General features: G+C 69.1%; 10 protein-coding genes. 5 read left to right on the top strand and 5 right to left on the bottom strand.

All coding sequences use genetic code 11. The features are described 5' to 3' along the window. The first annotated feature begins 47 nt into the window (after window positions 1-47). The 5 genes from MQE23_RS28375 (at window position 48) to MQE23_RS28355 (ending at window position 6120) form a co-directional block, all read left to right on the top strand. On the top strand, window positions 48-902 hold the full coding sequence (locus tag MQE23_RS28375) for a siderophore-interacting protein (protein WP_243380615.1): 855 nt from the start codon (window positions 48-50) through the stop codon (window positions 900-902). Between the two features lie 200 nt (window positions 903-1102). Beyond that, window positions 1103-2545: a lysine decarboxylase DesA gene (gene desA, locus MQE23_RS28370; RefSeq protein WP_243380614.1), complete on the top strand. Its 1443-nt coding sequence runs from the start codon at window positions 1103-1105 to the stop codon at window positions 2543-2545. Further along, a complete protein-coding gene (locus MQE23_RS28365; protein ID WP_243380613.1) occupies window positions 2529-3806 on the top strand; it encodes a lysine N(6)-hydroxylase/L-ornithine N(5)-oxygenase family protein in 1278 nt (425 codons plus the stop codon). The genes desA and MQE23_RS28365 overlap by 17 nt, the downstream gene beginning before the upstream one ends. Beyond that, complete coding sequence (locus MQE23_RS28360) at window positions 3803-4354, top strand: GNAT family N-acetyltransferase (protein ID WP_020273310.1); 552 nt, start codon at window positions 3803-3805, stop codon at window positions 4352-4354. The genes MQE23_RS28365 and MQE23_RS28360 overlap by 4 nt, the downstream gene beginning before the upstream one ends. Next, a complete protein-coding gene (locus MQE23_RS28355; protein ID WP_243380612.1) occupies window positions 4351-6120 on the top strand; it encodes an IucA/IucC family siderophore biosynthesis protein in 1770 nt (589 codons plus the stop codon). Before MQE23_RS28360 ends, MQE23_RS28355 begins: the two co-directional genes overlap by 4 nt. 81 nt (window positions 6121-6201) lie before the next feature. Here MQE23_RS28355 and glgA read toward each other — a convergent pair whose 3' ends face one another. The 5 genes from glgA to MQE23_RS28330 all read right to left on the bottom strand — a co-directional run bounded on the left by glgA (window position 6202) and on the right by MQE23_RS28330 (window position 12302). Then, window positions 6202-7395 carry a glycogen synthase gene (gene glgA / locus MQE23_RS28350; RefSeq protein ID WP_020273308.1) on the bottom strand — a complete coding sequence of 398 codons (1194 nt, stop codon included), beginning with the start codon at window positions 7393-7395 and terminating at the stop codon, window positions 6202-6204. Window positions 7396-7400: 5 nt separating this feature from the next. Then, on the bottom strand, window positions 7401-8354 hold the full coding sequence (locus MQE23_RS28345) for a ParB N-terminal domain-containing protein (RefSeq protein ID WP_051185601.1): 954 nt from the start codon (window positions 8352-8354) through the stop codon (window positions 7401-7403). 297 nt (window positions 8355-8651) lie between these two features. Continuing rightward, window positions 8652-9470, bottom strand: a complete 819-nt coding sequence (locus MQE23_RS28340; RefSeq protein WP_347710147.1) for an HAD family hydrolase — start codon at window positions 9468-9470, stop codon at window positions 8652-8654. A 23-nt stretch (window positions 9471-9493) separates the two neighbouring features. Next, window positions 9494-10942 (bottom strand): glycogen/starch synthase, encoded by a 1449-nt coding sequence (locus tag MQE23_RS28335; protein ID WP_243380611.1) that lies wholly within the window; start codon window positions 10940-10942, stop codon window positions 9494-9496. Window positions 10943-11390: 448 nt separating this feature from the next. Continuing rightward, window positions 11391-12302, bottom strand: a complete 912-nt coding sequence (locus tag MQE23_RS28330; protein WP_243380610.1) for a helix-turn-helix transcriptional regulator — start codon at window positions 12300-12302, stop codon at window positions 11391-11393. Between the last annotated feature and the right edge of the window lie 5 nt (window positions 12303-12307).

The raw sequence follows: 12307 nt of genomic DNA, 5'->3' as shown, positions 1-12307 counted from the left end.
CTGAAAGGGCGCTACCCCACCGCCTGACGACAAATCAGGAGTCGTATATGACCACCGCCGTGGCCGCCCCGTTCCGTTTCTTCTCGCTCCAGGTCGTACGGACGAGGCGGCTCGGTCCGTCCCTGGTCCGGGTCACCTTCGGCGGGCCCGATCTGCACGCCTTCCACTCCGACGGGCGTGACCAGTCGCTGTCGCTGTTCCTGCCCCACCCCGGGCAGCCCGAGCCGGTCGTCCCGCTGGAGCTCGGGGACGGGTGGTGGCAGGGCTGGCGCGAACTGCCGGACGACGTACGGGCCGTGATGCGGTCGTACACCCTGCGGGAGCTGCGCCGCGACCCGGACGAGATCGACATCGACTTCGCCCTGCACGGCATCGAGCCGGGCGCCTCGGTCCAGGCCGGCCCCGCCTCCCGGTGGGCCGCCCGGGCCGCCGCCGGAGACCGGGTGCTGCTGCTCGGGCCGGCCGTCGCCGACAACCGGGCGATCCGCTTCCGGCCGCCCGAGGACACCGACCTCGTGGTCGTCTGGGGTGACGAGACCGCCGTACCGGCAGCCTCGGCCATCGTCGAGTCGCTGCCGGCCGGCACCCGTGCCCGGGTCTGGCTGGAGGTGCCGCACGCCGCGGACATCCAGGACCTGGTGACCGAGGCGGACGCCGAGATCACCTGGCTCGTGCGGGAGGAGGCGGGCCGCGAGGACTCCTCCATGGCCCTCGACGCCCTCCGCGAGGCCCAACTGCCCCCGGCCGAGCGGCCGTACGTCTGGATCGCCGGCGAGTCCGGCTGCGTGAAGGAGCTGCGCCGGCACTTCGTGCGCGAGCGCGGGATCGACCGCCGCCGGGTCACGTTCGTCGGCTACTGGCGTCGTGGCGTGAGCGAGGAGCAGTTGCGGACGGAGGGGTAGCCCGCAACCCGCCCGCACCCCAGCATCCCCGCCCCCATCTCCCCTCCCCGCCCCCTCCCCACCCATGTGACCCAAGTGACCACAGTCACGGCAGGGCCTGGTTCCACGGTAAACAACTTAGGTTAGGCTTACCTAAGTTGAACCCGCGGTTCAGCCCGCCCCTGTCCCGCACCGGACTGTCCCCACCGGAGGACCCCTACATGCGCTCGCACCTGCTCAACGACACCACCGCGGAGCAGTACCGCCGCTCCGTGACCGACGGAGTCGAGCGGGTGGCCGCCAAAATCGCCACCACCGAACGGCCGTTCACCGGCGTCACCGTCGACGCCCTCGCTCCCGCCATCGACGCGATCGACCTCGACAAGCCGCTGCACGACACCGCCGCGGTGCTCGACGAACTGGAGGACGTCTACCTCCGGGACGCGGTCTACTTCCACCACCCCCGCTACCTGGCCCACCTCAACTGCCCGGTCGTCATCCCGGCCGTGCTCGGCGAGGCCGTCCTGTCCGCTGTGAACTCCTCCCTGGACACCTGGGACCAGTCGGCCGGCGGCACCCTCATCGAACGCAAACTGATCGACTGGACGACCGAGCGCATCGGTCTCGGCCCCGCCGCCGACGGCGTGTTCACCTCCGGCGGCACGCAGTCCAACCTCCAGGCGCTGCTGCTGGCCCGCGAGGAGAGCAAGACGGACTCCCTCGCCAAACTGCGCATCTTCGCCTCCGAGGTCAGCCACTTCAGCGTGAAGAAGTCCGCGAAACTGCTGGGCCTCGGCCAGGACTCCGTGGTCTCCATACCCGTCGACCACGACAAGCGCATGCAGACCGTCGCCCTCGCCCGCGAGCTGGAACGCTGCAAGCAGGACGGCCTCGTCCCCATGGCCGTCGTCGCCACCGCCGGCACCACCGACTTCGGCTCGATCGACCCGCTGCCCGAGATCGCCGAGCTGTGCGAGCAGTTCGCCACCTGGATGCACGTCGACGCCGCCTACGGCTGCGGCCTGCTCGCCTCCCTGAAGCACCGGGACCGGCTGAACGGCATCGAGCGCGCCGACTCCGTCACCGTGGACTATCACAAGTCCTTCTTCCAGCCGGTGAGTTCGTCCGCCGTGCTGGTCCGCGACGCGGCCACGCTCCGGCACGCCACCTACCACGCCGAGTACCTGAACCCGCGCCGCATGGTGCAGGAACGTATCCCCAACCAGGTGGACAAGTCCCTGCAGACCACCCGCCGCTTCGACGCCCTCAAGCTGTGGATGACGCTCAGGACCATGGGCGCCGACGGCATCGGGCAGCTCTTCGACGAGGTGTGCGAGCTGGCCCGGGAGGGCTGGAAGCTGCTCGCCGCCGACCCGCGCTTCGACGTCGTCGTGGAGCCGAGCCTGTCCACCCTGGTCTTCCGCTACATCCCGGCGTCCGTCACCGACCCCGCCGAGATCGACCGCGCCAACCTCTACGCCCGCAAGGCCCTGTTCGCCTCCGGCGACGCCATCGTCGCGGGCACCAAGGTCGGCGCCCGTCACTACCTGAAGTTCACCCTGCTCAACCCCGAGACGCAGGCGTCCGACATCGCCGCCGTCCTCGATCTGATCGCCGGCCACGCCGAGCAGTACCTGGGAGAGTCCCTTGACCGCGCGTCCTGAAAACCCGAACAGAATCCACGACTTCGTGGGCATCGGGCTCGGCCCCTTCAACCTCGGCCTGGCCTGCCTCACCGAGCCGATCGACGAACTCGACGGCGTCTTCCTGGAGTCGAAGCCCGACTTCGAGTGGCACGCCGGGATGTTCCTCGACGGCGCCCACCTCCAGACCCCGTTCATGTCGGACCTGGTCACCCTCGCCGACCCGACGTCCCCGTACTCCTTCCTGAACTACCTGAAGGAGAAGGGCCGGCTGTACTCGTTCTACATCCGCGAGAACTTCTACCCGCTGCGCGTCGAGTACGACGACTACTGCCGCTGGGCCGCGAGCCGGCTCCGCAGCATCCGCTTCGACACGACGGTGACGGAAGTCCGGTACGAGGACGACGTCTACCTCGTGCACACCGAGGCCGGAGACGTCTTCCGCGCCCGTCACCTCGTCCTCGGCACGGGCACCCCGCCCCACATCCCCGAGGCCTGCCAGGACCTGGGCGGCGACTTCATCCACAACTCCCGCTACCTGAGCCACAAGGCGGAGCTCCAGAAGAAGGACTCGATCACGATCGTCGGCTCGGGCCAGTCGGCCGCCGAGATCTACTACGACCTGCTCAGCGAGATCGACGTCCACGGCTACCGGCTGAACTGGGTCACCCGCTCCCCGCGTTTCTTCCCGCTGGAGTACACCAAGCTCACGCTGGAGATGACGTCGCCGGAGTACGCCGACTACTTCCGTGAGCTGCCCGAGGCCACCCGCTACCGCCTCACGGCCGAGCAGAAGGGCCTGTTCAAGGGCATCGACGGCGACCTGATCAACGAGATCTTCGACCTGCTCTACCAGAAGAACCTCGGCGGTCCCGTGCCCACGCGTCTGCTCACCAACTCCTCGCTGACCGGCGCGGCGTACGAGAACGGCACGTACACGCTCGGCTTCCGTCAGGAGGAGCAGGAGAAGGACTTCGAGCTGACCACCGAGGGCCTGGTCCTGGCCACGGGCTACCGGTACGCCGAGCCGGAGTTCCTCAAGCCCGTCCGCGACCGGCTGGTCTACGACTCCCGGGGCAACTTCGACGTCGCGCGCAACTACGCCATCGACGTCACCGGCCGGGGGATCTTCCTCCAGAACGCCGGCGTCCACACCCACAGCATCACCAGCCCCGACCTGGGGATGGGCCCGTACCGGAACGCGTACATCATCCGCGAGCTGCTCGGCACCGAGTACTACCCGGTCGAGAAGACGATCGCCTTCCAGGAGTTCTCGGTATGAGCGCCACCACCGGCATCGGCACCTTCACCATCCGCCCGCTCGACCCCCTGAAGGACGCCGAGCTGCTGCACTCCTGGGTCACCCACCCCAAGGCGGCCTACTGGATGATGCAGGACGCGAAACTCCAGGACGTCGAGCGCGAGTACATGCGCATCGCGGCGCACGAGCACCACCACGCCTACCTCGGTCTGCACGAGGGCCGGCCGGCCTTCCTGATGGAGAAGTACGACCCCCGGTACGTCGAGCTGACCGGGCTGTACGAGCCGGAGCCCGGCGACGTCGGCATGCACTTCCTGGTCGCGCCGACCGACCGGCCGATCCACGGCTTCACCCGGGCCGTCATCACCGCCGTGATGGACGAGCTGTTCGCAGACCCGCGCACCCGGCGGGTCGTCGTGGAGCCCGACGTGAGCAACAAGGCCGTGCACGCGCTGAACGAGGCCGTGGGCTTCGTACCCGTCCGTGAGATCGACAAGCCGGAGAAGCGCGCGCTGCTGAGCTTCTGCACGCGCGAACAGTTCCTGGCCGCCCGAGGAGTAGCCGTATGACCCTGTCCGACGCCGTAGCGCATCTGTCCCCCCACCGCTGGGCGCGGGCCAACCGCCTTCTGATCCGCAAGGCACTCGCCGAGTTCGCGCACGAGCGCCTGATCACCCCCGAGCAGGACGGGGACGGTTACGTCGTCCGCAGCGACGACGGCCAGACCCGGTACACCTTCACGGCCACGCTCCGCGCCCTCGACCACTGGCAGGTCGACGCCGAATCGATCACCCGGCACCGGGACGGCGCCGAACTCCCGCTCGCCGCCCTGGACTTCTTCATCGAGATGCAGAAGTCCCTGGGTCTGAGCGACGACATCCTGCCCGTCTACCTGGAGGAGATCTCCTCCACCCTCTCGGGCACCTGCTACAAGCTCACCAAGCCGCAGACCACGGCCGCCGAGCTCGCGCGCAGCGACTTCCAGACCATCGAGACCGGCATGACCGAGGGCCACCCCTGCTTCGTGGCCAACAACGGCCGGCTCGGCTTCGGCGTCCACGAGTACCTGTCGTACGCGCCGGAGACGGCGAGCCCCGTCCGGCTCGTCTGGCTCGCGGCACACCGCTCGCGGGCCGCGTTCACGGCCGGTGTCGGCATCGAGTACGAGTCGTTCCTGCGCGAGGAGCTGGGCGCGGAGACCGTCGAGCGCTTCCACGGCGTCCTGCGCGACCAGGACCTGGACCCGGCCGACTACCTCCTCATCCCGGTCCACCCCTGGCAGTGGTGGAACAAGCTCACCGTCACCTTCGCGGCCGAGGTCGCCAGGAAGCACCTCGTCTGCCTCGGCGAGGGCGACGACGAGTACCTGGCCCAGCAGTCCATCCGGACCTTCTTCAACCGGACGAGCCCCGAGAAGCACTACGTGAAGACGGCCCTGTCCGTCATCAACATGGGCTTCATGCGCGGGCTGTCGGCCGCCTACATGGAGGCCACGCCCGCGATCAACGACTGGCTGGCCCAGCTCATCGACAACGACGAGGTCCTGAGGTCGACCGGCCTGTCGATCATCCGGGAGCGCGCCGCCGTCGGCTACCGGCACCTGGAGTACGAGCAGGCGACGGACCGCTACTCGCCGTACCGCAAGATGCTCGCCGCGCTGTGGCGGGAGAGCCCGGTGCCGTCCCTGAAGGACGGCGAGTCCCTGGCCACCATGGCGTCCCTGGTCCATGTCGACCACGAGGGTGCGTCGGTCGCGGGTGCCCTGATCGAGCAGTCGGGCCTCGCCCCGACGGAATGGCTGCGCCGCTACCTCCAGGCCTACTTCACGCCCCTCCTGCACAGCTTCTACGCCTACGACCTGGTCTTCATGCCGCACGGCGAGAACGTCATCCTCGTGCTGAAGGACGGGGTCGTGCAGCGCGCGATCTACAAGGACATCGCCGAGGAGATCGCCGTCATGGACCCGGACGCGGTGCTGCCGCCGGCGGTCGAGCGGCTGCGCGTGGAGGTCCCGGAGGACAAGAAACTCCTGTCGGTCTTCACGGACGTCTTCGACTGCTTCTTCCGCTTCCTCGCGGCGAACCTCGCCTCCGAGGGCATCCTGGAGGAGGCCGACTTCTGGCGCACGGTCGCGGAGGTCACCCGCGCCTACCAGGACTCGATGCCCGAACTCGCCGACAAGTTCAAGCAGTACGACATGTTCGCCCCCGAGTTCGCCCTGTCCTGCCTCAACCGCCTCCAGCTCCGCAACAACGAGCAGATGGTCGACCTCTCGGACCCGTCCGGCGCCCTCCAACTGGTGGGCACCCTGAAAAACCCGATCGCAGAGTTCTGACCCCACAGCAGACGGGCACCCCGGAGTACGGTCCTCCGGGTGCCCGTCCCATTGCCCCGGGCGGTCGGCCCGGGGGACAGGTCACCGAACTACCGACCGATACAGGTCGGCAACCCGGCGGGCGGCGCGGGACCAGGAGAAGTGGGACACCACATGGTCTCGGGCGGCACGGCCCATGCGGTCCGCAGTCGCCGCGTCCGCGAGCAGCGCGTTGACCCGGACGGCAAGCTCCTTGGCCAGGACCAGAGGCTCGTCGGGCACACCCGAGGCGGTACCGGCCCGCAGTGGGACCAGGTAGCCCGTCTCCCCCTCGACGACGACCTCGGGGATGCCTCCGGTCGCCGTCGCGACCACTGGCGTACCGCAGGCCATCGCCTCCAGATTGACGATCCCCAGCGGCTCGTAGAGGGACGGACACACGAAGACCCTCGCGTGGCTGAGGAGTTGCACCAGGGCCCGCTTCGAAAACGGCCCGTCGATCCACTGGACGTCGACGGCCGCGTCCCGCAGCCCGCGCACGGCGGTGGCGAAGTCATCACGGTCGGCGGGCGTGTCGGCCGACTGCGCCACCAGCACCAGGCGGGTACCGGGGACGAAGAGGCGTGCAGCCTCCAGGAGATACGGCAGCCCTTTCTGGCGGCTGATGCGCGCCACGCACACCACCATGGGGCGCTCCGTCCCGATGCCGTGGGTGTCGAGTGCGTCCGTGCCGCGGTCCGGGGCGTACTGCGCGGAGTCGACTCCGTTGTGCACCACGACGATGCGCTCGGGATCGACCTCCGGGTAGGCGTCGGTGATGTCCCTGGCCATCGCCCGGGAAACGGCGATGACCCGGTCCGCCGTCCGCAGCGCCTCGCGCTCCATGAAGCTGGAGATCTCGTAGCCGCCGTCGAGCTGCCGCGCCTTCCAGGGCCGCAGCGGCTCGAGACTGTGGGCGGTGACCACGTGCGGAATGTCGTGCAGTTGCTGGGCCAGGCGGCCGGCCAGATTCGTGTACCACGTGTGACTGTGCACGACTTCGGCACCAGCCACCCGGTGCGCCATCGACGCGTTCACGGCGAGGGCCTGCAGACTGGGGTTGGCGTCCGCGAGGTCCCCGGGAACACGATGCCTGAGCACGGGGAAGCGGTCCGCCCCGGTGCCGAAACGGTGCACGCGCAAGTCGACGAGACGGCGCAGGTGCTCGGCGAGCGCTCCAGCGTGCACGCCCGCCCCGCCGTAGACGTCCGGGGGGAACTCCCGGGTGAGCAGGTCCACGCGCATCGGCGTCCCCATGTGGCTCACACCGCCCGGCGGGAAGCCAGGTCCCGCTCCGTCCCCAGTTCGAGGGCCAGGTCGTGGCACATCTCCCCGTAACTCGAGAGGAGTTCGGCGACCGGGCCGCGACAGTGGGTCGGTACGTTGTCCACGATCCGCTGCCACTCGCGGGCAGCGGCGGAGCAGGAGTCGAACAAGCGCAGTACGAGCCGACCGGTGTCACTGAAGCGGAGCGAGGGGTCTTTGCACAACGTCTCGAAGACAGGGTGGAGTTGACTCACTGGGCGGCTCCGCCGTAGCGGAGCCGACTCACGGGGAGAAGAACGCCGCTCGCCCGCCTTCGGTTCCACGTCTCCGCTTCGCAGCTTCATCGGCACCGGATCGGTGCCCTGTCGCAGCCGATCGCGCACGTCGGCGACCGTCGCCGGGGAGATGCCTGCCAGCCTGGCTATCTGCCGCAGTGAGGCTGCGGGGTTGTCCCGGATCAGACGGCTCGCCAGCTCGCGTCCGCGCGCGCTGTTGACCGGCCGGGCCCGACCGTCGCTTCCCACGCGTACCGCGTTCGGTCCCTCGGTACCCGCACACTCCTCCCGCACCTCGGCCACCTTCTTGGCGGATACGCCGGACAGGCGGGCGATGGCCCGGTCGGACCACTCGGGATGGGAACCGACGATGCGGCGCGCGGCCGCGAGCCGGTCCGCCCAGGAAAGCGGCAGGCCGTGCGTGGTGTTCGCGGCAACCGACAGGATGAAGGCGTCTTCCGGTTCGCCGTCGAAGAATCTGACCGCGATCTCCGGCTGCCCGCGCAGGATGGCGGCTCTGAGCCGGTGAAGACCGTCGATCACCCGCAGCGTTCTCCTGTGCACCGTGATCGGCGGGAGAACGGCCTCCGCTTCCGCCAGCGTCCGCACATGATCGTGATCCGCTCCTTCCGTGCGCGGGGAGCCGGTGACGACGAGTCGGTCCGTGGCCACCATCACCACAGGTGATCGATTCACTTCACGTTCCCACCGTGCCACGTGCTCCAGAGCGTTGTTCGCCGCTTTCTCTGTCTCTCCGGCAGGACTCACCACGGTTCCTCGATTCGACGCACGACACGCCCCCGATGGCAAGGGTTTTCCCCGGCGCGCTGACGTGCTGGCCAGGCTACTGGGATGAGGCGATGCCAAAGAGCCGTACAGGCTACAGGTTGTCCCTGTGCAAGAATATGAAAGCGCTGTCCCGGATGACTTCCTGCCAATGGACGACGAATTCGAACAGACGGCACCGTGACTTCAGCGAGTCGCGCCGCCCTTCGCAGTGGCACCGGTTCCGTCCAGAAGACGGTCCAGTACGACGGCCACCCCGTCGGCGTCGTGTCCCGGCGCGATCTCGTCGGCCACGGCCTTGAGTTCCGGATGCCCGTCGGCCATGGCGACCGCGCGACCCGCCCAGATGAGCATCGGGATGTCGTTGGGCATGTCGCCGAAGGCGACCACTTCTGCGGGCGTGACGCCGTAGGCTTCGGCGACTCGTGCGAGGCCGGTGGCCTTGTCGAATCCGGAGGGCAGCAACTCGACCATGCCGGGACCGGCATGGGTGACGACCAGGCCGGGATCGCAGCACGCGGCGGCCTCGGCGACCAGGTCGGCGTCGGACAACCCACCGTGACGAAGCAGCACCTTGTCGACGGGGCGGTCCCACAATTCCTCGGCCGGCACCAGACGGTAGGGCGCGAGCGCCTTCTCGTCCCCGCGGCCGAAGTCCGCCGACATCACGAACTCGGCCTCCGCCCCGGACGTGACCACGGCCATGCTCACCGGGCCGATCCTGGCGGCCAGCCGGGTGACGCACACCCGTGCGGCGTCCCGGTCCAGCTCGGCCCAGGACAACAGCGCTTCTCGGTCGGCGTCGTAGATCTGAGCGCCTTGCCCGCACACGGCGAGTCCCCGGTAGCCGAGGGACCGGAAGAGGGGGACGCAGCCCGCCGCGGGACGCCCGGTCACGATCACGTGGCGGATTCCCCTGTCGGCCAGGGCCTGGAGCGCTCCGCGGGTGCGGACAGAGACAGTGGTGTCACTCCTGAGGAGCGTGCCGTCCAGATCCGTCGCCACCAGCCGGATGCGGCCTGGCGGCATCACGCGGCCCGCTCGGTGAGACGGGCGTGGACCCCGGCGTACTCGCCGGCCGTCATGGCCCACGACCAGTCCTGGACCATCACCCGGCGGCGGGCCTTCGTCAGCTCGCCCGGGCACTTCATCCAGACCAGTGCGTCGAGGACCGTGGCGCGCACGGACTGAGCGGTGTGCTCCGGGATCAGGAAGCCACCTCCTGTGGCCGGGTCGGTGCGCACGTCGGTCACGGTGTCCCGCAGGCCGCCGACCGGGGTGACGACCGGGAGGGTCCCGTAGCGATAGGCGATCAACTGGTTGAGACCGCACGGCTCGACGCGGGAGGGCATCACCGTGAGGTCCGCGGCCGCGTACGTGAGCCAGGCGAGGTCCTGGTCGAAGTGGGGAACGTAGACCAGTTGGGTGGGAGCCTGCTCGGCCAACCGGTGGATGGCCGTCTGGAGCCCACGTTCGGCCGGTCCCATGAGAACGAGCTGGACGCTGCCCCGGACGAGCAACGGGGCCAGCGCCTCCAGCAGTAGGTCGCTCCCCTTTTCGGGAACGACGCGGGAGCAGATGCCGATCAACGGAACGGAGTCGTCCTCGGTCAGACACAGACGCTTCTGCACAGCCTGCTTGTTCACCCGCTTGCCGGCGTCGACGGTCGCGGCGTCGAAGGGATAGGTCGGCCGACCGAGCGCCCCGGGATGCCACAGCTCTTCGTCGACGCCGAACACGATGCCTGTCGGCCGCGCCCGGTCCAGTGCGGTTCCGAGCGGGGTGCCGCGGGTCTCGTCGAGCAGCTCGCGGGCGTAGCCCCGACTGCACGTCACCACGGCATCGGCGGCGAGGACCCCCGCCAGCAGCAGGCTCGGCCGTTCGGGCGCGTGCCGCCGGAGGAGGCCGGCCTGGCGGGCGGGAAGACCTAGGGTGAGCAGGTCGTCGGCGTCGAGCGCTCCTGAGTAGAGACCGTTGTGGATGGTGAGGAGCAGCGGCAAGGAGGGGAATCGGTCGCGAAGGTGGGCCAGGGCCGCCCCGGACTGCCAGTCGTTGCCGTGGACGAGGGAGTAGGACCGTCCGCCGACGGCCAGCCACTCCGCCACGCACCAGCCGAAGAACGCGGCACGTGCGGCCTCGTCCGCGAAGGGACGGTACTGCTCATCACGGTAGAGGCCCGCCCTGTCGTACCAGGAGTCGGCTCTGAGGAGGAAAACGTCTCCGCTGTGCGGGTGGTCGAGGAGCCGATGCACGGTGGCCGCGGACCGGTGGCCCGCGATCTGCCGTTCGGGGAGGGCGAAGACCTGCTCGGTCCGCAGTCCCGCCCCGTCGACGAGACGCGTGTAGTAGGGGAGGACGAGGTCGTGGTGCGTGCCGTGCAGAGTGTCGAGAGCGGCCGGCAGCGCCGCGCTCGTCAGGCCGAGTCCGCCCTCCGCGAAGAACGGCGCGTACTCCTGTGTGACGTAGAGGCACTTCATCGGTGAGCTCCGGAAGGGCTGAAGAAAGGGAGGCGACGGTCGGAGAGCCAGAAAGGGGCGCGGATCCGCAGTCGACCGCTGATCCGCACAAGGTGCCCGGGTAGGTGAGGCGGGCGGGTCGACGCGTGAATCGTCGTCGGGCGGGCTTACCGGGGGCTCCGGTTCACTGGCACCCACTTGTCCGTGGTGACCGGGCTACCGGCCGGCGCACGTCGGCAGAGCATCTCTTGTCGAGGGAGCCGCGCAGGGCCGCGGTGGAGGAGACGATCTCGCACCGGAAAGTCGTGCCTGTGTACATGGGGAGGACATCCCTTCGGCCATGGGGCGGGCCGGAACCACCCGACCCGCCCGCTCATGCGACAGTCGGCCTCATGCTCTGAGGGGAGTCCTCACTCTTGGCTGTGCTGCTTTCAGTCCCCTTACGACTGCCTTTCGTCGCGCGGGATCCTCACCGCTGGGATCCCGCCGGCGACCGCTGCAGGGAACCCAAGTGGCCGGAGTCGAAGCTCTCGGCAGCTGTCAGGACGTCCGCAGCGGCGAGCCGGTAGCCCAGCTGTGCGCGGCTGCGGCTGCCGAACTCGTCTGCGACGGCCTTGATGTGATTCGCGACTGTACGGGGGCTGAGCCCCAGGCGTCTGGCGATGACCTGGTCGGTGTGGCCGTCGACCAGGAGGCGCAGGACGGAGCGGCGGACGGTGGTGGTCGCGGGGCGCCTGTGGGTGAGGATCACGTCCATCCGCTGGGCGCGCATCCAGACGTCGTCGAACACCGAAACCAGGTAGTGGATGAGCCCGGGATGCTCGACCAGCAGAGCCGTACTCGTCGATTCGAAGCGCTGGTCCGGGACGAAGGCGATCGAGCGGTCGAACACAACGAGGTGGTTGAACACCTTGTCGACGGTGCGGAATTCCGCCTCCGGCGCGACATGTGCCTTGATGAACTGCATGGTGGGGCCGTGCGCGCGCACCGTGTGCTGGTGAAGGACACGCCTGCGGACACGGCGCTGCGACACCTCTGCGTACAAAGGCGCGAGGTCGACCATGCCGTCCGCCTGCCGGGAGCCGCTGGGAAGGGCAACGATCAGTTCCTGCTGGCAGGAGGTGGCGGCATCGCTGATGAGCCCGGCGATGACGTCGTGTCCTCGGATGAGCCGGACCGGCACCTCGGTCTCCCGCACATGGCTGCGGTAGGTTTCCGTGGCGCTCCCGATCGCGGTCCGCAAGGTCGAGAGCGCCAACTGCTGGGCTGCGATGCTGGCTTCGATGGGCCCGCTGGCGACTGCCGACGCCACATCCGGTGGCACGGCGACCCAGAGCTCGCTTCCTTCTCCCGTCGGCACGAGCAACCCGAGGGCCCGCAAACAGG

Origin of the sequence: Streptomyces sp. HP-A2021, assembly GCF_022807935.1 — a bacterium.
Lineage (GTDB): Bacteria > Actinomycetota > Actinomycetes > Streptomycetales > Streptomycetaceae > Streptomyces > Streptomyces afghaniensis.
This window is presented reverse-complemented; position numbering and strand designations above follow the sequence as displayed.

Excerpts from the sequence above, each read along its gene's own strand:
- MQE23_RS28360 (WP_020273310.1), top strand. The coding sequence starts at position 3,803 with ATGAGCGCCACCACCGGCATCGGCACCTTCACCATCCGCCCGCTCGAC.
- glgA (WP_020273308.1), bottom strand. The coding sequence starts at position 7,395 with ATGGGGACGCCGATGCGCGTGGACCTGCTCACCCGGGAGTTCCCCCCG.
- MQE23_RS28375 (WP_243380615.1), top strand. The coding sequence starts at position 48 with ATGACCACCGCCGTGGCCGCCCCGTTCCGTTTCTTCTCGCTCCAGGTC.
- MQE23_RS28335 (WP_243380611.1), bottom strand. The coding sequence starts at position 10,942 with ATGAAGTGCCTCTACGTCACACAGGAGTACGCGCCGTTCTTCGCGGAG.
- desA (WP_243380614.1), top strand. The coding sequence starts at position 1,103 with ATGCGCTCGCACCTGCTCAACGACACCACCGCGGAGCAGTACCGCCGC.
- MQE23_RS28345 (WP_051185601.1), bottom strand. The coding sequence starts at position 8,354 with ATGGTGGCCACGGACCGACTCGTCGTCACCGGCTCCCCGCGCACGGAA.
- MQE23_RS28355 (WP_243380612.1), top strand. The coding sequence starts at position 4,351 with ATGACCCTGTCCGACGCCGTAGCGCATCTGTCCCCCCACCGCTGGGCG.